The organism is Lactobacillus sp. ESL0237, assembly GCF_003692985.1.
GTDB lineage: Bacteria > Bacillota > Bacilli > Lactobacillales > Lactobacillaceae > Lactobacillus > Lactobacillus bombicola.
The window spans coordinates 73,483-95,407 of sequence record NZ_REHE01000009.1 but is presented as its reverse complement, the minus strand read 5'-3'; the positions used below and the strand labels follow the sequence as shown (position 1 = coordinate 95,407).

Genomic DNA, 21,925 nt, shown 5'->3' with positions numbered 1-21,925 from the left:
CTAAAATCAAATAGTTGTTATTTCAAATATGATTAATTAAAGTCTATATTAATACACATAATGTTAACTCTCTGATTTAAATTTAAAGTCAGAGAGTTTTTATTTTGATAGCAACTTAAATTCTAAATAATATTTTTAAAATAAGTAAAATCATATTGATTACAAACAAAAATAGACAAGATCAAATTAAAAAGACTAGCTCTAATCAAATATTAGAAGTTAGTCCCTAAAAGTACTTAATAATCTCTTTTAAATTTAAACTTGTTTTTTAAAAATTGTCGGCTTATTTAATGCTGGCTCAGTCATAAGTAAAATTTTATTTGCTTTAAATTGAATTGGTAATAGTTCATGCTGGTATAGTCTTTCTTCAACAAACATTTCAGCGCGATCATTAACAATGACCGGATAATTCCATTTGCCGATTTTAACTACTAAGTAACCATTATCATCACTAACTGTCAGTAGTCCATAACCGGGGTGATAATAGTCACCACAATATGCTTGAATAGTATTAAATCGGTGGGATGCATTTCCTTTTAGCTTGGCTAAGTGAGATTCATGCGTAGTGACTTTATTTGCCATAATTTTACTTACTTTATCTGACCAATCGGTATCATTTATACCCATTATTTCGTCAATTGTTTGATAGGCCAATGAAAAAATAGCATCAGTTGAGTCCAAATTGGTTGTAAACACAAAGGCTAAGTCAAAATCAGGGACAAAGCCTAAGAATGAACAATATCCAATATAAGAACCACTGTGATAGAAATACTTGTGTCCCCGATAATCTTCCATCATCATGCCTAGACCGTAGGCAGCAAAGTTAGCCCCACCATAATTGCGACTAGGGGCCATGATTGACTGTGGTAAGTATCGTTGCGCCGTAATCTCAGTTGAAGTGGTTTTTTGAGTTTTCAATTGAAATTCAGCCCAAGTGAGTAAATCTGCAATTGTGGCTAACATGCTGCTAGCGCCACCAACTTTACCTGGTGCAATAAAAGGTACTTCTTGAGTAAGATTATTATCGCGAATAAAGGGTTTTACAATTCGTGCTTGAGGTGCTTCATGATGATTAATAAAAGTATTATTCAGTCGCAGTGGTTTAAGCAAATTTTCCCGTTCATAAGCACCATAATCTTGTCCAATTGCCTGTTCCATTGCATAAGTAGCTACTGCATAAATTAAATTACTATATTGCATTTTGTATCGTAATTCATGATTGGGTTCTAAGTAGCCCACATGTTCAGCTTTTTCCTTTAAAGAAAGGTCATTTTTGTTCATATTGGTAAAACGCATCAGATCATGAGCAGGGAGCCCACTTTGATGACTGAGAGCGTCTCTAAAGGTTAAATGATTTTCGGCCTGTTTATCAATTAATTTGAAATCAGTCCAGTATTTCTTTAATGGATCATCTAGGTTGATTTTTCCCTGATCAGCTAATTGGCAGATTGCGGTTGCTAGAAATGTTTTTGAAATAGATGCTAGTGGATACAAACTATTTTGTTCGGCTGCACCGTAAACTTGACTATAGCGATCATTGGCATGATAAATTCCAATTCCCAGACTGGGTAAGTTAAATTTAGAAATCATTGTTTCTGCTAAGTGATTAATTTTGCTATTATCCATTTTTACTCCTTTATATAGATGCTTATAAGCAAATCTTTAACTAATATTTTACTCCTTAATAAAAAACAATTAAATATTTTTTATTAAATAATGAATTAAATGTATTAATATGATATATTTATTATAATAATTAAATAAAATTTAAATGGAAGTGAAAAATTACAATGAAAAGAGAAAATATATTAGCTTCTTTAGGTATTTTAAGCATGGCTGCCATGACTTTAGCCGGTTGTGGTAAGAATAATGCTACTAAAAATGAAACCAAAACAGTTGCTAAATTTCCCGTGGAAACACCTATAAAAACACCAAAGCAAGGAGGAGTAGTTAAGATTGCAGTAGAAACAGATACCCCTTTTTCTGGCATCTTCTCTAATGAATTATCTTCTGAAGATGTGGATGCACAAGTTGGGGCACCAGGGCAAGAGACGTTATTTGATAGTGATGATCATTACAAAATAAATGATAAGGGTCCAGCAACCTTAAAATTAAATTTAAAAAATAACACAGCTACTATTAATATAAAAAAGGGAGTTAAATGGTCTGATGGTAAACAAGTAGTAGCTAAAGATTATGAATATGCATATGAAATTTTAGCTAACAAAGAGACAATGTGCCCAAGATATACTAACCAATTTGAAATCTTAAAGGGTCTAAAAGAATATCATGAAGGCAAGGCAAAAAATATTTCTGGAATTGAAATGCCTGATGGTGAAAATGGTCGAAAAATTGTACTGCACTTCTCGCATTTAAGTCCAACTATGTATAATGCCGGTAACCGATATTTGTGGTCATCAGTTGAGCCGTATCATTATTTAAAGAATATTCCATTTTCTAAATTAAAATCATCTGATCAAATTCGAAAAAATCCATTATTTTTTGGCGCATTTAAATTGGCTAAATTAGTTCGTGGTCAATCAGCTACTTGGGTACCCAATGAACATTATTGGCGTGGAAAGCCAAAATTAGACAAAATCGTAATTTCAGTTGTTTCACCGAATTCTGCGACTCAAGCAATTAAAAGTCACAAATTTGATGTAATTCAAGTTATTAATACTCAATGGGATCAAGTTAAAAATACAAAAGATGTTAATTTTGTGGCACAAATACCTTTAAGCTATCGTTATTTAGGATTTAAGGTTGGTAAATGGGATAATAAGTTAAATAGGAATGTCGAAAATCCAAATGCTAAAATGAACAATAAGGCGTTAAGACAAGCGATTGGCTATGCAATGAATGTTGATGAAGTTAATAAACATTACACCAGTTCATTATCCTTTAGAGTAACTACATTAATTCCTTCTAAGTTTGGTGACTTTTTTGATAAGGATGCAAAAGGTTTTCCTTATAGTTTGAAAAAAGCAAATGATATTTTAGATAAAGCTGGTTTTAAGAAAAAGGGCAAGTGGCGTACTCAACCTAATGGCAAACCATTGACCATAAAAATAGCAGCAATGAGTGGGGATGCTACGCAAGAACCAATTACGCAAAATTATATTCAGCAATGGAAGAAAATTGGGTTGAATGTCCAATTAGCAACTGGTCGTTTAATTGAGCATAATTCATTCTATGACAAACTTCAGCATGATGATAAAGGAATTGATATGTATATTGGAGGCTGGTCGATGCCATCGGAACCGTCGCCACAGTCATACTATAGTGAGTCAGCACCATTTAATATGGGCCGTTTTGTAACGGCAAAGAATACTAAATTGCTTGAGGACATGAATTCACAAAAAGCCTTTAACCATAAGTATCGGGTGCAAAAGTTTCATGAATGGCAAAGATATATGAATGAAGAAGCGTATTATATTCCAATTTACAATTCATATCAGATTACAGCAGTCAATAATCAAATAACTGGATACTCCTTTAAACCATCCAAAAATAATAGTGGTCAACCACTATGGTATAACGTAGGTTATGTGAAATAAAGGAGCTATTGATGAGAACAGGAAGCAAAATTATTACACTTGATAATGGCTATCATTTATGGACAAGTACGCAAGGTGAGGGTAATATTCATCTTTTAGCCTTACATGGCGGACCTGGTGGAAATCATGAGTATTGGGAAGATGCAGCTGATCAATTGGCTAAACAAGGTCTAAAAGTACAAGTAACAATGTATGATCAACTAGGCTCGCTATACTCTGATCAGCCAGATTATGAAGATCCCAAAATTGCTGAAAAATATCTAACTTATGAATATTTCCTTGATGAAGTTGATGAGGTTAGAGCAAAGCTAGGATTAGATAATTTTTATTTAATTGGTCAAAGTTGGGGTGGTTTACTAGCGCAAGAGTACGCTGTTAAATACGGACAACATCTTAAGGGAACCATTATTTCATCAATGGTTGATGACACCGACGACTATATTGCATCAATTAATCGGCGCCGCCAGCAAATTTTTCCACAAAGTGAAATAGATTTCATGCGTGAATGTGAAGCAAATAATGATTATCAAAACCAGCGTTATCAAGAAGACGTACAAATTTTGAACATTAACTTTCTTGATCGGCGGCAGCCGTGCAAGCTATATCATCTTAAGCGGATAGGCGGCTTGCCTGTCTATCATGCCTTTCAAGGCGATAATGAGTTTGTAGTAACCGGTAAATTAAAAGACTGGCATTTTAGAAAATATTTAAAACAAATAACTATGCCAACTTTGCTAACTTTTGGTGAAGAGGATACGATGCCATTAGAAACAGCTAAAATTATGCAGCAAGAAATACCTAATTCTCGCTTAGTGACAACTCCTAATGCTGGTCACCACCATATGGTTGATAATCCTGAAGTATATTACAAGCATCTTGCCGATTTTATTCGTGAAGTAGAAGATGGGACTTTTCAAGGTGACTAAGTTAGTTTAAAAAAAGAGTGTTTCATAATAGTCGATTTGTTATGAAACACTCTTTTGTTGTAGTTATTTTTGACCGTAAAAATAGTTAGCAGTGGCACCACCATCAATTAAAAATGTTGCTCCAGTAATAAAAGCACCTTGTGGGCTCATTAATAGTTGAGCTACATTGGCAACTTCATCAGCAGTTCCTGGTCGACCAGCAGGTGATTGGGCAAACATTTTTTTATAAAAATCACCGCGCGGTCCATTAAATTCATCTAAGGCCAGCGGCGTTACAATAATTCCGGGAGCAATTGCATTAAGTCGCGCTCCTCGTTGAGCCCAATTAATTGCTTCAGCCATCACTCGCTTTTCATTGCAACGTTTGGCAAGTTGATAGGCCTTGAGAGTATCTGTAATTTTTTCCGGTTGTAGAAAATCTAAAGCTAATAAATTTTCAGTTGGAGTCATTGCCAAGGCTTTGTCTTGTGTAGGAGTTAGGGCAGGCATGCGATGACCTGATTGACTAGAAATGATTACCCCCACACCATTATCAGTAATCACTTTACCAACTTCTTCAAGTAAAACTGCGGTACCATATAAGTCAACTTGCAAGATATCTTCAATACTGGCTTGACTAGGAGATAGCCCAGCTCCATTGACTAGAGCGGCAATTTTACCAAAAGTTTGAGCAAAAGCGATTGTCTTGCGTATTGAAGTTCGTGAAGCTAAGTCCATTGTAGTTGGTTTAGCATCAAAACCAGCTTCTAATAACGTTTGAGCAATTTTTTGGGCATGGTTAAAATTTTTGTCACCTACAACAATTGTATACTCGGCACCTAAGCGCCGGGCGATGGCCTGACTGATTTTGCCGGCACCAATGACTAACATTACCTGTTTTTTCATTATTGATAACTCCTTTAATTAATCCGATTAATTCCTAAACTTTTCCTTCTACCTAAATTAGGATCATGAACTAGTCTTAATACCAAATCAGCAATGCTTAAGCGGGAAACATCATATCCACCAAAAGGTTCTCCCTTTTGTGTGAGCTGGTAAGCAGTATCATTTCCGTTGTCAAACCAGCCGGGCCGAATAATAGTGTAATTAAGGCTGGAACTTTCAATTATATCAGCTGCTTTGCGGTAGGGCGTTAAAATTGGGTTAGTTATTAAATTGCCTTTTGGGTCAATAGCCGCAGGAATTTCATTATAAATCCCCATTGACGTAATAAAAATCAACCGATTCAAATGGAAAAGTGGCATTTGTTTAACTAAGATTTGTGCGATTTGTTCAATTGCACCACTGACTGCCACAAAAACAACGTCTTGGTTTTCTAGTGCCACTTGTAATTGTGTTTGATTGAGCGCATCACCAGTAATTATTTGTTCTCTTGTAGAATCAAGGCTTAACTGCAAATTTTGGGTATGTCGTGCCATCAAAGTTAGCGTATCATTAGAATGTTGCAAAAAATATTGCCGAGTAACTTGACCAATCGATCCACTGGCACCAATTATTAATACTTTCATCAAAATTGAATTCCTTTCTAATTTGATTTAAAATCATTTTAGCTCCTTATAGTAGCTCGAATGCAATACTTTTTTATGAAGAGGTGAAACAATGACTTATTCAGTTCAAGAAGTAGCACACAAAATGGGATTAACTCCTTATACAATAAGATATTATGATGATAATGGTTTGATCCCCTTTGTTAAACGGGACCCAAATAATAATCGCCTATTTGATGATGTGGATATCGAGTGGCTACAAATTGTTGTCTGTCTTCGTGAAACTGGGATGCCTTTAAAAAATATTCGGCATTATTTAGAATTAGTACAACAAGGTGAACAAACAGTCCCTGAACGGTACCAGATTATGCTTAGGCAGCAGCAAGATACTCTTGCCGAAATTTCGGAGTTAAAACAACATTTAGCAACAATTAACCGCAAAGTAAATCATTACGCTGAAATAATGCAAAAAAAACAGCCTGATTCCTATGAGCCGTCAAATATTGCTGTAAAAAGTAAGTAAAAAAGTTGGGTCAATAATTGATCCAACTCTTTTAGTTATTAATTAAATTAATTTTGCTAAAAGGCAAAGTAACCTTAATCTGCTCAAAAGAAAATGGCTTAGTTAAGGATACTTGGTAAGCTGTTAGCTGAAGTGACTCACTACCGGTAAATTCTGGATTGTAAAGTGGATCACCAATGATTGGACTGCCTAGTGCAGCTAGATGAACACGAATTTGATGCGTTCGACCAGTTTCTAGCTTTAGTTTGACTAAAGCCGAATTGTTAGCGTAACGCTGCAAAACTTGATAATTAGTTATAGAAACTAAGCCATCATTGCGAATCTTACGTTTACGTTGGTCGAGTGGGTCGTGACCAATTGGTAAATTAATTGTCCCAACATTGCGTAAATTTTGGGCATGATCAACAATCGCTAAATATTCTCGGTGGAAAATTTTTTGAGCTAATTCTCTATTTAGGATGGGGACAACGGCTGGATTTTTAGCTATTAGTAGTAAGCCATTGGTCAGCATATCTAAACGGTGTACAATAAAGGGCGTGTTCTTTAAATAAGTTGTACAATCGTTTAACGCCGTATCTGTTTCGTGTAAATTGGGATGAGTCTTTTGTCCCGTAGGCTTATTTATTATTAACAGATCATGGTCTTCATAAACTACATCTGGCAAACGCCCACTCGGTGGATATACTCCTTGCAGGGAATCAACATGATCAAGTTGCAATTCTATTTTTTCATTTGGCAAAACAAGTTGATTAAAATAGCGATAATGGCCATTAATTAATATTTTTTGTTCTGTTCGTAAAAAATGACGCCATTTTCGAGGTATTAACAAATAGCGTAACAGATTGCTTATTGAGCAAGGGGCAAGATTGGGCGGATAGGTAAGTGTAAAATAATAGCTCATAAATATTTATTAAATCTTCTTTTTAAATATAAATAATAGTTTTGGATATGATACAATTTCAATTGTTTCTAAAAGGAGCATTGTCTAATGGAAAATAATGAACCAAAAAAAAGGGGACTAAAAGTCCTCTGGAATCGATTTGATAATCGATTTTTTATCGGACGCTGGTTAATTTTAATCGTGCTCAGCTTAACTCTTTTGGTTTGTGCTTATTATACCGTTAAGGTTAAAACTTCAAATATTTCTAACTTAAAGGCCTCTTTGTCGACCACTACAGCAATTTATGACTATAAAAATCAAAAGGCAGGGTCGCTTTATTCTCAAAAAGGCACCTTTGTTGAATATAATAAAATTTCGGCAAATGTCAAGAACGCAGTCATTTCTACTGAGGATAGAACTTTTTGGCAAAACCCTGGTTTCAGTATTAAAGGCATGGCTAGAGCTGCCTTAGGACTGATTGCCCATCGTGGACAAATTGCTGGTGGTGGTTCAACGATTACGCAGCAACTAGCTAAAAATGCGCTTTTAACGCAAAAGCAGACTTTTTCACGGAAAATCGAAGAACTTTTTTTTGCTGTGGAAATTAACCATGTCTATTCAAAAAAAGATATTTTAACGATGTATCTTAATAAAGCATATTTTGGTAATGGTGTTTGGGGTGTGCAAGATGCTAGTCAAAAATATTTTGGTAAAAATGCAAGTCAACTAACACCAGGAGAAGGAGCAACTCTTGCGGGAATTTTGAGAAACCCTAGCCAGTATAATCCAATTGATCATATGTCATACTCGCTTGCGCGCCGCAATGTTGTTTTAGATTTAATGGTGCAAAATAACAAACTTACTGCTCAGCAAGCTAAAGTTGAGCAGAGTCAAGGTTTGAATTTGCGTGACACCTACCATAATCAAGATGGTTATCGCTATCCCTATTTCTTTGATGCAGTTGTAAATGAAGCAATCAGTCGCTATGGGTTAAAAGAAGAAGATGTGATGAATAAAGGTTTAAAGATATATACCTCTTTAAATCAAAATTATCAAAAGCAACTTCAAGCAAAATTTGCTCAAGATTGGCTTTTTCCACCTAATGCAGCTGACGGCACTAAAACACAAGCAGCCAGTGTGGTAATGGATCCTACTTCAGGTGCTGTTAGAGCCGTAATTGGTGGGCGAAATGAGCATGTCTTTCGCGGTTATAATCGTGCCACGCAAATGAAAAGACAGCCAGGATCATCAATTAAGCCAATCGTTACTTATGCTCCAGCATTACAACAAGACTATCATTATGACTCCTTGTTATCCAACAAATTACAACGTTTTGGGCGTAATGGTTATCAACCACATAATGTTGATAATGGCTATTCCGATAAAATTCCCATGTTTGTAGCCTTGGCTCAAAGTAAAAATGTGCCAGCTGTTTGGTTACTTGATCGAATTGGTGTGGCTAAGGGTGTTCAGTCCGCAAATAATTTTGGTATAAAAATACCAAAAGAAGATCAAAATTTAGCGCTAGCTTTAGGAGGATTGTCAACTGGAGTTTCGCCAGTCCAAATGGCACGGGCATACTCGGCTTTTGCCAATAAAGGTAATTTGCCTGATAGCTCATTTTTTATTACTAAGATTACTGATGCCAGTGGTAATGTAATTGCAGAAAATCACAATTACGGGCATCATCGTATAATTTCAGAAAATACGGCTAAAGAAATGACAACGATGCTTTTAGGTGTATTTGCTAATGGTACTGGTGCATCAGCGCAACCTGCTGGTTACCAGGTGGCGGGTAAAACTGGTTCGACAGAGGTTCCAAATTCTTATGGCTTTGGGACTAAGGATCAGTGGATTGTTGGATATACGCCTGATGTTGTTATTGCCACTTGGGTTGGGTTTGATCGAACAAATAAAAAGCACTTTATGCGCGGTGTCTCTGAAACAGGAATAACTCGGCTTTATAAAGCTGAGATGGAAGGAATTTTACCATATACCGCGCAGAATCAGTTTATTGAAAAAGCACCTAGTCAAATTATTAAAAATAATGGTGCTAGTTCAGATTGGACTAGTGGCTTTAGTAATAAAATTGAAAAAAGTATTGGATCGGCAAGTCAAAAACTTAATGAATGGTATAATGATGTCAAAGGTCTTTTCGGCCACTAACTTAGGAGGATTACTATGATAAATATTTATGATTCAGCTAATCAATTGGCTAGTGATTTACAACAAATTGATGAATTTAAAGCTTTAGAAAAGGCAATTGCTGAAGTCAAGAGTGATGAGGAAAGCTTATCCTTATTTAAGCAAATGGATAAGTTGCAGAGTGAAATTATTAGCACTCAATCTCAAGGAAAAGAGCTATCACCAGAATTACAAGAAAATTATCAAAAATTAAATGAGCAAGTTCAAAAAAACTCACAAATTTTAAAATTACTACAAGTTGAACAAGGCTTATATAAAACAGTCGATGACATTCAAAAAGTAATTACTAAACCAATTAATGATCTTTACGAAGGTCTTAGAAATTAGTAGTAATGATGAAATTTATTCATTTAGCAGATGCACATTTAGATAGTCCATTTTTAGGGCTATCTTTTTTACCATCTAACAGTTTTACCCAAATTCACCAAGCTCCTAATGAGTCGCTAACCCAAATTGTTAATGTAGCAATAAAAGAAAAAGTGGACCTTGTACTAATTGCTGGTGATACATTTGATAGTCCCCGCCCTAATCCAAGTAGCCAATTATTTTTTGCAAGTGAAGTTGAACGCTTAACTAAAGCAAAGATTCAAGTTGTAATGATTTTTGGTAATCATGACCATATGCAAGAAACCGACTTGTTAGTTCCTGATAGTCCTTATTTTAAGTTGCTCGGTAATGGCGAAAAAATTGAAACTATCAATCGACAAACTGACAGCGGCTTTAAATACAGCGTTACGGGCTTTTCGTATCTTAATAACCATATTACAATTGATAAAGTGGCAGCCTTTCCGCCAAAGAATACCAATTATAACTTTGGCATTATGCACGCACAAGAAAAATCAGGAAAAAGTAACCAAAATGTATATGCTCCTTTTAATTTAACTGAATTAAAGGAGCTAAATTATGACTATTTTGCTTTAGGTCATATTCATTTACGGCAAATATTATCTGAGAAGCCATTGATTGCTTATCCGGGTAATATTCAAGGGCGCCATATTAATGAGAAGGGCGCAAAGGGATGTTATTTTGGCGAAATAGACGAACGCACAAAAGAAACAAAAATTAGCTTCTTGCAGACTAGTCCAATTATTTGGCAACAAGTCGATATTAAGTTAAATACCCCAATTAGCCCAACTGATTTACAAAAGCAAATTTTAACAGCAACTAAAGCTAAGGCAACTACGTATTATAGCTTACAGATTAATGGAGCAGAATTTTTAAATGAAAAAGAACGTGATTTAATTCAAGATAGCCAGTTTTGGCGAATGATTTCTAGTAAATTAGATTATAATTCACAATTAGTTGATGTCCGTTTCTCTTCCAATAGCCAACTTGAAGTTGCAAGTAATGATTTAACCTATTTTAATCAGGCTAAAAAAGATGTTTTTAACGAAAATAACTTTTTAGCCTTTTGTAAAGACTGGGTTCAAAAGGATGAGTTTGCTAGTCAGCTCATTGAGGATGAAAATTTTTTACAGGAGGTTGTACAACTGACTGAAGTTGAATTGAATAATAAGCTGAAAGGAATTAGCGATGAAATTAGTTAAACTTAAAATTGTCAATTTTGGCCAATTTTCAAATTTTACAGTTGAATTGCCAAATTCCCATCTCAATGCTTTTTATGGTGTCAACGAAGCAGGCAAAAGTACAATTGTTGCTTTTATTAAGCAAATTTTGTTTGGGTTTCATTTAGCCAAACATGCGAGTGACTTTTTTGAAGATTATAAGCCACTTGCACACGTAAGTCCGATGGGTGGTGCGCTCTTTTTTAAAGACGATCAACAAAATGATTATGAATTAGAACGCTTATATGTGAGTGGTAGGGGTTCAAAAACAGGTACGCTAATAGTCAAACGTAATAATCAAGTAGTACCAGAAAATATTTTTTTTGATCAAATAAAAAATATTGACGGTGACTTTTATGCTGATAGTTTTATCTTTAATCAAGATATGCTGGGTAAAATAGATAAAATTCAACAGTCCGATTTGTTAGAGCACATTTACTATTTAGGAGCAGCTAATAGTGACAAATTAATTGATTTGCGGAATGATTTTGCTAAAAAGGCAAGTAACTTATTTAAAAAGGCAGGAACTGTTCCACCACTTAATCGTCTACTCAAAGAGTTACAAGAAAAAAGAATCAACGTAAATAAAGCTGAGGATGAATTTATTATTTATCAAAACTTAGCTAAAGAGTATACGAACTTACAAGAGCAACAAAATGCTTACGAGGCAGACCTCTTTGATTTGCAAAAAGAGTATAGTCAATTAGAACGCTTAGAAAATCTTATTCCTAGTTATAGGGAATTGATGGAATTAAAGGATCAAGTTAAGCCCGTCAATTTTGATGAAAAAAAGTATCATGTAGCGCAAACTTTAGCTTTAAAAATTCAAAATTTACAAGAACATAAAGAAAATTTACAGCAAAGAATAGATCAACTGGGAAAGGTAGCCGATCTTGCGCCTGAATCTAAGCGTATATTACAAGAAAGGTCAGAATTATTACAATGGCAGTCTGAATATAAGAATTGCAAGCAGGAAGAGTATCGTTTACAAGAAGATCAACAAGAGTTATTAGCTATCAGTCCAGAATTGAATAAAATTGCTAATTTTAACCAAGCTGAAGTTATAAATTTACAAAGGGACTATCAAAAATTACCAAGTATTGATCAAGTAAGTGAAAAAGGGGAAGCGCAAAACCATAATTTCTTATTCTTAGGTATTTTTTTAATAATTTTAGGTTTGATTTTATTTGTTACTAACTCAAAAATATTTGGTGGGTTAATATTAATTGCGGCAATTTTGCTGATGGGATGGCAGCAAAAGCAGCAACGAGAACAAAGGGTAGCAAAAGTCCACGAAGCAAATAATGTAAATGCCATCAAACAGCAACATGAGGCTTTCTATCAAAAATATGGTTTAAGTAGTACTCAGCTAGATTTAACAGGATTACTCAGTGCCTGGCGGCAATTGCAATTACAAAAGCAAAAAAAAGCAACTATTGTACAGCAAGAGGCAGAATTATTAGGTAAAATGCAACATCTGGCAGATCAAATAAGTAAAAACTTAGGTGCACCAGTTGAATACAATTTTTCTGCTGTTAGCGAGGCATTGAATCAATTAGAAGAAAAGATAGCAAAAATTAATCATTACTCAGAAGTAAAAGCTGACTTGCAGTCTAATTTAATCGAAAATAATGAGTTATTGGCTAAAACTAACGCACTGCTACAAACTGAATTTACACAGGCGCAAGTTGAAAATATGACTGAATATGCTAACCAGCAAGTAAAAAATGAGCAACAAACTGCACTTAAAATAAAAATCGACCTTTTAAATAATAATCTTAAGTCAGATATAGCAAAGTTAAAGGAATTGACGCAAAATGCACAAGCTTTTACGGACCAACTAACGACTTTATCGCAAAAAATAGCTAAAGAGCAAAATAAAATTAGTGCTAGCCAAAATAAGATTGCTGAAATTAAAGTAAAAATGGCTACTTTGGCTAGCTCAACAGCAGTTTTTTCGGCGCAACAAGAACTAGCCAACACACAAGCGCAGTTTAAAAATTTATCAGCAGAATACTTATCAAATTTAAGTGCTGCTAAGTGGATTAGTCAGGCACTTAACCTTGCCTCTAATGAACGTTTTCCTAAAATGCTGATTACGGCTAAAGAATATTTGCAGCTATTAACTAATAATCGGTATAATGATATTCAAATTGAAAAAAAATTAGCAGTCAATCGCTATGATGGCAAAAAAATCAAAGTGCAGTATTTGTCACGCGGAACTTCAGAACAGCTTTATTTTGCTCTTAAGTTAGCATTTATTGAGCAAATCAAGGACCAAATTAATATGCCAATTTTAATTGATGATTCATTTGTAAATTTTGATGAGCAACGAACTGAACAAATTACGCAGTTATTAAATAAAGTTGCACAAAGTAATCAAGTTTTGATTTTTACGGCGCAAGCTAATTTGGCTACTAAATTGCAACATCAACCATTAACTTTTACGAGAGGAAACTAAAATGTACAAGCGCTTGCTGGATTATAATGATGGCGAAGAATTAGAATTAGTTTTATTGATAAAAAGTTCACAGTTACTACATACTAAAAAAGGCAAATTGTATTTGGCCTTAACTTTTTGTGATGCTTCGGGTGAGATTCGTGGCAACTACTGGGACGCTGGTAGTCAGGATGCAGCTAGTTATAGTGAAGGAACTATTGTTGAAGTAGATGGTAAACGGGAAGAGTACCAAAATCAGCCGCAACTAAAAATATATAGTTTGCGAGTAGTTGGTCCTGAAGAGGGTTATGATTTAGATCAGTTTATTAAGGCTGCGCCTGAAACAATTTCTGTAATGAAGGCAGAAATTTATAATTATGCTTCGGAGATTATAAATTCAACATGGAGTAAAATTGTTCAATATCTATTAAAAAAATGGAATCAGTCGTTCTTTGATTATCCAGCTGGAAAAAGTAACCATCATGCTGTACGTAGTGGATTAGCATATCATACAGTCTCGATGCTGCGTGATGCTAAAGCACTTACTGCTAATTATCCCCAAGTTAATCGTTCACTTCTTTATGCGGGGTGTATTTTGCATGACATGGGTAAAGTTTTAGAATTAACAGGTCCCGCTGCAACGCAATATACTACAGAGGGTAATCTTATTGGGCATCTCGTTTTAATTGATGAGCAGATAATGTTAGCCGCGCGTGAGCTTAAAATTAGTCCGGAATCGGAAGACTTGTTATTATTGCGCCACATGGTATTATCTCATCATGGGAAATATGAATATGGCTCACCTAAATTACCAGCATTATTGGAAGCAGAGTTGCTCCATCGAATTGACGATTTAGATGCATCGATATATGCAATAACTAATGCCTTACAGCAAACTAAGCCAGGGAATTTTACTGCAAATATTATGAGTCAAGGAGGGAGAAAATTTTATCGCCCTAAGGAAGATCAGGCGTTGGCAGAATCCCAGAAGCTGGAATAACTATAATTGATAAAATAAAAATACTGCTAGTGGTTGAATTTATGTTAAACCATTAACAGTATTTTTTATTTGGTTACGGATAAATTATCCGTTTATTGTTAGCTAACAATAAAGGCTTATTGCAATTAATATTGCAATAAGCCTCAATTAAGTAGTTTATCTAACTACTTTTTATTGATGTCACCGGCACTTACGTATGAAGATAAAACATTCTTCAAATCGTTATCTTTAATTTGAATATCAGCTTTCTTCAAAACTGTCGCAATTACACTACGCATTGTTTCTTGATCTTGTGACATTGAATGATAAATCTCTTCATCAATAGCTTTTTTATGAGAAGCAAATGTCCCTTTAGCCGGATGGTTAATCATTTTAATTACGTGATAACCTGATTGTGATTTTACTGGTTCTTTAGTTGTCTGACCGGTTTTTAATTTAAATGCTGCATTTTTAAAAGCAGGATCTAAACTTGAATCAGTTGAGTCAAAGGCAGGTAATTTTCCTGCTTTTGACTTAGTGCCAGTATCAAGTGAATATTTTTTAACGAGGCTACTAAAACTTTTACCATCATTTAATTCACTAATAATATTTTCCGCTTGTGATTTTTTAGCCACCAAAATATGTTGTACAGTTACTTTAGGCTGGTATGATTTCCAAGCCTTATCTTCTTGACTCTTAGAAATTTTCTTAATATCTTTTAAAGCTTCCTCGGTAAGTAGGTTAGTTTTTAAATTTTGCTTAAAACTTGAAACAGTCATCCCATTTTGCTGCAAGACAGCACTAAACTGCGCACCATATTGTTTTTTGTAATTATCAAATTGCTTATCAACTTGTTTCTTTGAAACTTTACTGCCATATTGTTCATCCAAAACATGATTGATAATCATATTTGCTAAAGCGGTTTGACCAGCTTGTGACTTCTTCATTTCATCGTAATACTCTTGTTGAGTAATTTTCCCGCCTTTATATGAAGCAACAGCCTTTCCACCATTAGAACAAGCAGTAGTTGACAATGCAATTCCGGCTACAGCAGCAACTGTAGCAAATGTTTTAAAATATTTTTTCATAAAATAAACTCTCCACATCCTTAATAAATTAAGTCATCAGCAACTAATATAACATAAACTAGAAATTTACGTTTTTAATTTGCTAATTTTCATCAAAAAATTCAAACTTTCTTTACCATTTATTCTTTATTATTACTAAAATTTCTACTTAACTTCTGCTGGCTTGTAGCTAGATTTTTAAGGATACGATCAACTTTCATCTGGTAGTATTTAAAATCATTTTCTAATTCAACGCTAGTTTTTTTACCAGCTGGTAAAGCATCATTTAACTTTTGCTTAGCTTCTTGGAAGTTGTTAAGGGCTTCTTTGAGATTATTAATATCATTTTGAGTAGCTTGAGATTGATCTTGTAATGGTTGACCTAGGCGTTGACCATTTTTAAAACGGATTAATGACAAAATTGTCCCCGTTGCGGCACCGATTACTAGTCCTACACTAAAATTAAAGTGTTTCATAATTTCTCCTTAAAAGTTGCTTTTAATTTGAGTGGCAATCTTTTGATAGTCAGCTTTAGTATACTTTTTTTCGTTATTTCGTGTAGCTGTAGTCAAGCCATCACCTTCAAAACGAGGAATAAAATGAATGTGTGAGTGCATAATCACTTGTCCAGCACTAGTTCCATTATTAGTAGTAATATTCATTCCAGTTATCTTTGAATCAAATTGCTTAATCGCATTAGCAATAGTAGGAATGTATTGTAAATATTTTTGGGCCTCATTAGGAGTATAGTCAAATAGGTTAACCATATGTTTTTTAGGTATCATTAGGCTATGCCCTGGATTTACTTGTGATAAATCTAAAAAAGCATAAACATCTTCATTTTCAAATATAGTGTAGCTTGGTACTTCACCACGAATGATTTTACAAAATAGGCAGTCTTGTTCTAATTCGTCCATCTTTAAACCTCTTAATTTCAAAATTTAGTTTCTTTTAATATCATGCTATCATATATATTGAGTAAATTCATTAAAAGAAAGATAGGGATTATGGTTCTAAAAATTGAACATTTAACTGGCGGCTATGCAGGCGTTCCAGTAATTAAAGATATAAATTTGACAATTAAGTCAGGTCAAGCATTAGGTATTATTGGGCTAAATGGTGCAGGAAAATCGACCACAATCAAGCACATTTTAGGGCTTTTGCGACCACAAAAGGGAAAAATCACTTTAAATGAAGTTTCGTTAAATAAACAACCAACTGCTTTTAAAAGACAGGTTGCCTATATTCCAGAAGTGCCTGTTTTATATCCAGAACTAACTTTGAAAGAGCATTTAGCGTTAATTATTCTTAGCTATCAATTAAATGAAGAAAAAGCCTGGGTCAGAGCACAGCAACTGCTACAATTATTTAGGCTCGAAGATAAATTGGATTGGTTACCAGTTCACTTTTCAAAAGGAATGAAGCAGAAGGTCATGATTGTAGCAGCTTTTTTGGCTGATACCGATCTTTTAGTGATTGATGAACCCTTTACAGGGCTTGATCCGTTAGCCGTAACTAATTTGATTGATCTAATTAAAGAGGCGATTGCAACTGGAAAAATGGTGTTAATGTCTACCCATATTTTGGCTGATGCGGAACAGGTAATTTCTAATTATGCAGTTTTAAATAATGGTGAGATTGAAGTAATTGGTAGTATATCAGATATTCGGCTACATTATGGTTTAACCGCGACAGATTCATTTGATAAGATATATCAAATTCTTAATCAGGAGCAACAGCATGCAAGATTTAGCTAAAAATAGATTGCAGAAAAATTTACAGCAATCTCTTAAATATTTGACCCTGGTTTTTAACGATTTTTTTATTTTAGCCATAATTTTTTTGCTTGGCGCATTAATGTTTTGGTATGCTCAAAGTATGAAAAAAATGCCACCGAATTTGTATTTTTATAAACCCTTAGTTGGCCTTATCTTAAGTATGCCCTTACTTATAGGCAAATTAGTAACCTTGCTTCAAGCTGCAGATATCCAATTTCTATTACCTCAGGATAAAAATATGCGCGCATATTTAAAAATGATGCGCAGTTATAGTTTATTGGTTCCTCTAATATGTTTAGTATTAATTGCTGGAATCTTATTTCCATTTGCCTTAATTAAAGCCAAAATTTCCATATTATCATATTGCTTAGCAGTTTTAGCGGTTTTCCTTGCCAAAATTGCCCAACTAAAAGTAATGGAATATAATTTGTTTTATAATAAAAAAATATCCCTTTTTTTGGTAAATACGTTATTTTTTATTACTTTTGCAGTATTGATGATGTGGCCGAAGACGATGTTTCTCGTAGTTATTCTATTAGCGATACTTATTAGTGGAGCAACTTTTAAACCACAAAATGCTGCCTTGTTTGATTGGCAATATGCAGTAGAGCTAGAGCAAAGACGTAAAAATCAAGTATATGGCGTATTTAGCATGTTTACGGATGTTAAAGAGCGAAAAGTAAAAATTAGACGACGTAAATACTTAGACTTTTTACTTCCTAACTCACTCAGAAACGAAAATCCTAATAAATTTCTTTATCGGCGGGCTTTACTACGCAACCCAGAAAATTTGAATTTATTAGTTAGAATGACTGCTTTTGCTGGCTTAATTTCTTTGCTTGTTCAAAATTGGCTATGGGCCTTGACCTTATGCTCATTAGTAGTTTTTTTAACGGTTTATCAATTATTGCCAATGGCAAACGAATTTGATAATAATATTATGTATCAGGTATATCCGATTGAGCACATTAAAAGAGGACAGGATCTTTTAAAAGTCTTGTCCTTAGCTTTATTTATGCAGTGGGTGATAATTAGCATTTTTTGGTTACTTATTCTACCAGTTAATTTGCAATTATTTGAAGCAAGTAGCTTTTTACTATTATTTAGCTGGCTAATTGCTCATTGGTATTTACCGTGGAAAGTTAAGCAAAGGAAGATATAATCAGTGAGGTTACGTAACAAGCCGTGGGCCGTTAGTTTAGTTAATCAACATCCAGAGAGTGTTTTAGATCGACCGGATCCACAAAATACAATAAATTGGGCTGATCGTTTTGCTAACGATACTAAACCACTTGAAATTGAAATTGGTTCAGGGAAGGGGCAGTTTATTACGACCTTGGCTGAACAACACCCTGAAAAAAATTTTGTGGCAGTTGAGTTACAAATTTCAGCGGCGGGAATGATTTTACGTTCGAAGCTAGCAAAAAATTTAAATAATTTGCAAATTTTATGTGCTGATGCAGCTAATATCGATTGTTATTTTGCACCTGACAGCGCTGATGTATTATATTTGAATTTTAGTGATCCTTGGCCAAAAAGCCGCCATGAAAAGCGGCGTCTGACCTATAAATCATTTTTACAGAAATATCAAAAAATAATTACACCGCATGGTCACCTTGAATTTAAAACGGATAATGCTGGATTATTTGCGTATTCTGTACAAAGTATGAATAATTATGGTATGAACTTTGATTTTGTTTCAGTTGATTTGCATAATGAGGTTCACGAAATTATTGCAAACAATATTGAAACTGAATATGAACATAAATTTGCGGCCAAGGGTAATCCAATTTATGCTCTGCACGCTAATTTTGGGGTAAAATAATTAAGTACTTTATGAAGACGTGAGGTTTTAAAGATGGAACAAATTAAAGCATTTGACAAAGATAAATTAACTGAAATAACAAAAAGTGGACGAGTAATTCTGGAATTTTCTGCCGATTGGTGTCCTGATTGCCGTTTTTTGGATCAATTTTTACCAGCAATTGAAAAAGATTTTGCTGATAGCAAATTTTATCAGATTGACCGCGATGGAGCTGTTGACCTGGCTAAAGAAATGGATATTATGGGAATTCCATCTTTTGTTGTCTACCAAGATGGTCAAGAAATTGGTAGACTAGTTAATAAGGATCGTAAAACCAAAGAAGAAGTTGAAAATTTTTTGCGGTCATTGGACTAATGAAAGAGGATTTTGCTAAATGATTACTAGTATTAATAAGCGTAGTTATCCCAAGACTTTAATTGTGATTTTGGGTCAAGACCATGGTAAAAGTGAATATAACGAAAAGAACGATGTTACCCAGATTATTGATGAACAAGGCAATGTGATTGGTTATAACTTTTTTAATGTTGATCAATTAATTGATTATAATAGTTTATCTGATGGACAAGTTAAGCTTTCTGAAACTGATTTGGTGGCTTTAAATCAAAAATTAGCAGAAGTTGGTTTTACTGATCAGCTTGCCTATGGTAAACCGACTTTAGTCTATGGCTATGTGAAGACATGTGAAAAGCATCCCGATTCTGATCATTTACATGTTACAACTGTTGATGTAGGCGATAATGAAGAATATCAAATTGTTTGTGGAGCTCCTAATATTGCTCAAGGACAAAAGGTTGTGGTAGCTCTTCCTGGTACCTTAATGCCTAATGGGCAACAAATTTGGCCTGGGGCATTGCGGCATGTTGATTCATATGGAATGATATGCTCAGCACGCGAGCTAGGACTTGCTCATGCTCCCCAAAAACGAGGAATACTAGTTGTACCTGATGATTTTCCAGTAGGTGCAGCATTTGATCCTGCTGAATGTGATGAATTATTAGCAAGCGGAAAGATTGGTTTGTAATTAGCAAATAGTATAAAAATAAGTCTAAAAGTTAGTTAACTTTTGAGGCTTTTTTAATGCTGAAATATTAGTCTGTGCTGCTTTTTTGATAAAAATAATGGTAGAATGATAACCAGTGTTAAATGAAATTTTGGAGCTTAAAATATGTTAGATAAGAATAAACAAATTTGGTTTATTGGAATTAAAGGTACAGGAATGGCTTCGTTAGCTTTATTGCTTAATGATTTAGGCTATAACGTTGCGGGAAGTGATATCGAAAAATACACTTTTACGCAAACTCCTTTAGCAGAAGCTGGTATCAAAGTCACTAAATTTGCGGCCAATAATATTAAAGATACCGGTCAAGTAATCGTTAAAGGAAATGCTTTTAAAGACGACAATATTGAAGTAAGTACTTGTCAAGAGAAAAATCTATCTTGGCAAAGTTATCCTGATACAGTTGAAGAAATCATTAAATTACATACCAGTATTGGCGTCTCTGGTACTCACGGTAAAACATCGACTACTGGCTTGCTGGCTCAAGTTTTAAAAACGGCAGCGCCTACCTCTTATTTGATTGGTGACGGTGAAGGAAAAGGCGTTAAAGACTCACGCTTTTTTGCTTATGAGGCTGATGAATATCGCCGGCATTTTTTGGCTTATCATCCTGATTATCAAATAATGACCAATATTGATTTTGATCATCCTGATTATTTTAAAGATCAAGCGGATTATACTGCTGCCTTTCAAACAGCAGCTGATCAAACGCAAAAGGGGTTATTTGTTTGGGGAGCAGATGAGCGTTTACAAAAATTACATACTAATGCCCATAAATATACATACGGTTTTAATAGAAATGATGATTTTCAAGCAGTAGATATTAGGCGGTCTACTGCTGGGTCCAGTTTTAGTGTTCTGCACCATGGAGAAAAAATTGGTCAATTTTCTATTCATTTGTATGGTGATCATAACATTCTAAATGCAACAGCAGTAATTGCTGTTGCATATACAGAGAATATTCCATTAGCAGCGATTCAAAAAGGTTTATTAACATATAAGGGAGCAAAACGGCGTTTTTCTGAAAAAGATTTAGGTGGATTTAGTATAATTGATGACTATGCCCACCATCCAACGGAAATGCGGGCAACCATTCAAGCTACTCGGCAAAAGTTTCCTGATAAGAATTTAGTTGTTGTTTTTCAACCGCATACCTTCACAAGAACAAAAAAATACGCTAATGAATTTATTGATATTTTGTGTGGCGTTGATAAAGCATATATAACGCCAATTTATGCTTCAGCTAGAGAAAGTGGTGGAGCAATTTCCAGTGAGGACTTGGTGGCAAAGATTCCTAATGCTGAAGTGATTAATCTTGATAACATTGCTGATTTAACCAAAATTAAGGATTGTGTAATTGTCTTTATGGGAGCTGGCGATATTCAAAAGTATGAAGCTGCTTTTGAAAAATTGCTCTAACTTAGAAGTGTTTGATTAATTATAGTAAAAATTGATAAATTAGTTTAATTAAATGAGCAAGTAATTATATTATTTGCTTTTTTATTTTGAAGTTTTAGATTTTCAAATTGACTGCCTATTATTTTGGTTTGGTCATTTTTTTCTTGGAAAGGATTGCATTCTGCAAGAAGTAAAAAAAACTGTTAGAATAAAAGAAACTATAGCTTTACTTGTGAGG

The 21,925-nt window shown here is 34.3% G+C and carries 21 protein-coding genes; 14 read left to right on the top strand and 7 right to left on the bottom strand.

Annotated features, from left to right (window positions below; all coding sequences use genetic code 11):
• Positions 1 to 255 precede the first annotated feature (255 nt).
• The gene (locus F5ESL0237_RS05215) at positions 256 to 1,626 is read right to left on the bottom strand and encodes a serine hydrolase (RefSeq protein ID WP_122024835.1); all 1,371 of its coding nucleotides are present in this window, start codon (positions 1,624 to 1,626) and stop codon (positions 256 to 258) included.
• Between the two features lie 164 nt (positions 1,627 to 1,790).
• Here F5ESL0237_RS05215 and F5ESL0237_RS05210 point away from each other — a divergent pair, with 164 nt between their 5' ends.
• Together F5ESL0237_RS05210 and F5ESL0237_RS05205 are read left to right on the top strand one after the other, a co-directional pair.
• A complete protein-coding gene (locus F5ESL0237_RS05210; protein WP_122022001.1) occupies positions 1,791 to 3,557 on the top strand; it encodes an oligopeptide ABC transporter substrate-binding protein in 1,767 nt (588 codons plus the stop codon).
• 11 nt (positions 3,558 to 3,568) lie between these two features.
• On the top strand, positions 3,569 to 4,483 hold the full coding sequence (locus F5ESL0237_RS05205) for a proline-specific peptidase family protein (RefSeq protein WP_118896364.1): 915 nt from the start codon (positions 3,569 to 3,571) through the stop codon (positions 4,481 to 4,483).
• A 63-nt stretch (positions 4,484 to 4,546) separates the two neighbouring features.
• On the opposite strand, the gene F5ESL0237_RS05200 is transcribed toward F5ESL0237_RS05205, so the two are convergent.
• Complete coding sequence (locus F5ESL0237_RS05200; RefSeq protein ID WP_122024834.1) at positions 4,547 to 5,368, bottom strand: SDR family oxidoreductase; 822 nt, start codon at positions 5,366 to 5,368, stop codon at positions 4,547 to 4,549.
• A gap of 14 nt (positions 5,369 to 5,382) precedes the next feature.
• Positions 5,383 to 5,994 carry an NAD(P)H-binding protein gene (locus tag F5ESL0237_RS05195; RefSeq protein WP_122024833.1) on the bottom strand — a complete coding sequence of 204 codons (612 nt, stop codon included), beginning with the start codon at positions 5,992 to 5,994 and terminating at the stop codon, positions 5,383 to 5,385.
• 88 nt (positions 5,995 to 6,082) lie between these two features.
• On the opposite strand from F5ESL0237_RS05195, the gene F5ESL0237_RS05190 reads away from it, so the two are divergent.
• The gene (locus tag F5ESL0237_RS05190; protein ID WP_122024832.1) at positions 6,083 to 6,493 is read left to right on the top strand and encodes a MerR family transcriptional regulator; all 411 of its coding nucleotides are present in this window, start codon (positions 6,083 to 6,085) and stop codon (positions 6,491 to 6,493) included.
• Between the two features lie 31 nt (positions 6,494 to 6,524).
• Here the strand turns inward: F5ESL0237_RS05190 and F5ESL0237_RS05185 are convergent, their stop codons facing one another.
• Complete coding sequence (locus F5ESL0237_RS05185) at positions 6,525 to 7,394, bottom strand: RluA family pseudouridine synthase (RefSeq protein ID WP_122021997.1); 870 nt, start codon at positions 7,392 to 7,394, stop codon at positions 6,525 to 6,527.
• Between the two features lie 87 nt (positions 7,395 to 7,481).
• Here F5ESL0237_RS05185 and F5ESL0237_RS05180 point away from each other — a divergent pair, with 87 nt between their 5' ends.
• Genes F5ESL0237_RS05180 through F5ESL0237_RS05160 form a run of 5 tightly spaced genes read left to right on the top strand, consistent with a single transcriptional unit; the run spans position 7,482 to position 14,583 of the window.
• A complete protein-coding gene (locus F5ESL0237_RS05180; protein ID WP_122024831.1) occupies positions 7,482 to 9,539 on the top strand; it encodes a PBP1A family penicillin-binding protein in 2,058 nt (685 codons plus the stop codon).
• Between the two features lie 15 nt (positions 9,540 to 9,554).
• Entirely contained in the window at positions 9,555 to 9,905 is a 351-nt protein-coding gene (locus F5ESL0237_RS05175) for a YlbF family regulator (protein ID WP_122024830.1), read from the top strand.
• An 8-nt stretch (positions 9,906 to 9,913) separates the two neighbouring features.
• Entirely contained in the window at positions 9,914 to 11,125 is a 1,212-nt protein-coding gene (locus F5ESL0237_RS05170; protein WP_122024850.1) for a DNA repair exonuclease, read from the top strand.
• The gene (locus tag F5ESL0237_RS05165; RefSeq protein ID WP_122024829.1) at positions 11,112 to 13,604 is read left to right on the top strand and encodes an AAA family ATPase; all 2,493 of its coding nucleotides are present in this window, start codon (positions 11,112 to 11,114) and stop codon (positions 13,602 to 13,604) included. Before F5ESL0237_RS05170 ends, F5ESL0237_RS05165 begins: the two co-directional genes overlap by 14 nt.
• Position 13,605: 1 nt before the next feature.
• Positions 13,606 to 14,583 (top strand): 3'-5' exoribonuclease YhaM family protein, encoded by a 978-nt coding sequence (locus tag F5ESL0237_RS05160; RefSeq protein ID WP_122024828.1) that lies wholly within the window; start codon positions 13,606 to 13,608, stop codon positions 14,581 to 14,583.
• Positions 14,584 to 14,747: 164 nt separating this feature from the next.
• Here F5ESL0237_RS05160 and F5ESL0237_RS05155 read toward each other — a convergent pair whose 3' ends face one another.
• The 3 genes from F5ESL0237_RS05155 to F5ESL0237_RS05145 all read right to left on the bottom strand — a co-directional run bounded on the left by F5ESL0237_RS05155 (position 14,748) and on the right by F5ESL0237_RS05145 (position 16,546).
• Entirely contained in the window at positions 14,748 to 15,650 is a 903-nt protein-coding gene (locus tag F5ESL0237_RS05155; protein ID WP_122021992.1) for a peptidylprolyl isomerase PrsA, read from the bottom strand.
• Between the two features lie 119 nt (positions 15,651 to 15,769).
• Positions 15,770 to 16,105: a hypothetical protein gene (locus F5ESL0237_RS05150; protein WP_122021991.1), complete on the bottom strand. Its 336-nt coding sequence runs from the start codon at positions 16,103 to 16,105 to the stop codon at positions 15,770 to 15,772.
• A gap of 9 nt (positions 16,106 to 16,114) precedes the next feature.
• On the bottom strand, positions 16,115 to 16,546 hold the full coding sequence (locus F5ESL0237_RS05145) for an HIT family protein (protein WP_122021990.1): 432 nt from the start codon (positions 16,544 to 16,546) through the stop codon (positions 16,115 to 16,117).
• Between the two features lie 90 nt (positions 16,547 to 16,636).
• Here F5ESL0237_RS05145 and F5ESL0237_RS05140 point away from each other — a divergent pair, with 90 nt between their 5' ends.
• The 6 genes from F5ESL0237_RS05140 to murC all read left to right on the top strand — a co-directional run bounded on the left by F5ESL0237_RS05140 (position 16,637) and on the right by murC (position 21,708).
• Positions 16,637 to 17,386, top strand: coding sequence for an ABC transporter ATP-binding protein (locus F5ESL0237_RS05140; RefSeq protein ID WP_122021989.1), 750 nt, complete (start codon positions 16,637 to 16,639; stop codon positions 17,384 to 17,386).
• On the top strand, positions 17,370 to 18,569 hold the full coding sequence (locus F5ESL0237_RS05135; RefSeq protein ID WP_122024827.1) for an ABC transporter permease: 1,200 nt from the start codon (positions 17,370 to 17,372) through the stop codon (positions 18,567 to 18,569). Before F5ESL0237_RS05140 ends, F5ESL0237_RS05135 begins: the two co-directional genes overlap by 17 nt.
• A gap of 3 nt (positions 18,570 to 18,572) precedes the next feature.
• Positions 18,573 to 19,232 carry a tRNA (guanosine(46)-N7)-methyltransferase TrmB gene (gene trmB, locus F5ESL0237_RS05130; RefSeq protein ID WP_122021987.1) on the top strand — a complete coding sequence of 220 codons (660 nt, stop codon included), beginning with the start codon at positions 18,573 to 18,575 and terminating at the stop codon, positions 19,230 to 19,232.
• 33 nt (positions 19,233 to 19,265) lie between these two features.
• Complete coding sequence (locus F5ESL0237_RS05125) at positions 19,266 to 19,586, top strand: thioredoxin family protein (RefSeq protein WP_090092903.1); 321 nt, start codon at positions 19,266 to 19,268, stop codon at positions 19,584 to 19,586.
• 19 nt (positions 19,587 to 19,605) lie between these two features.
• Positions 19,606 to 20,253, top strand: coding sequence for a YtpR family tRNA-binding protein (gene ytpR / locus F5ESL0237_RS05120; protein WP_122024826.1), 648 nt, complete (start codon positions 19,606 to 19,608; stop codon positions 20,251 to 20,253).
• Positions 20,254 to 20,397: 144 nt separating this feature from the next.
• On the top strand, positions 20,398 to 21,708 hold the full coding sequence (murC, locus tag F5ESL0237_RS05115; RefSeq protein ID WP_122024825.1) for a UDP-N-acetylmuramate--L-alanine ligase: 1,311 nt from the start codon (positions 20,398 to 20,400) through the stop codon (positions 21,706 to 21,708).
• Positions 21,709 to 21,925: the final 217 nt, after the last annotated feature.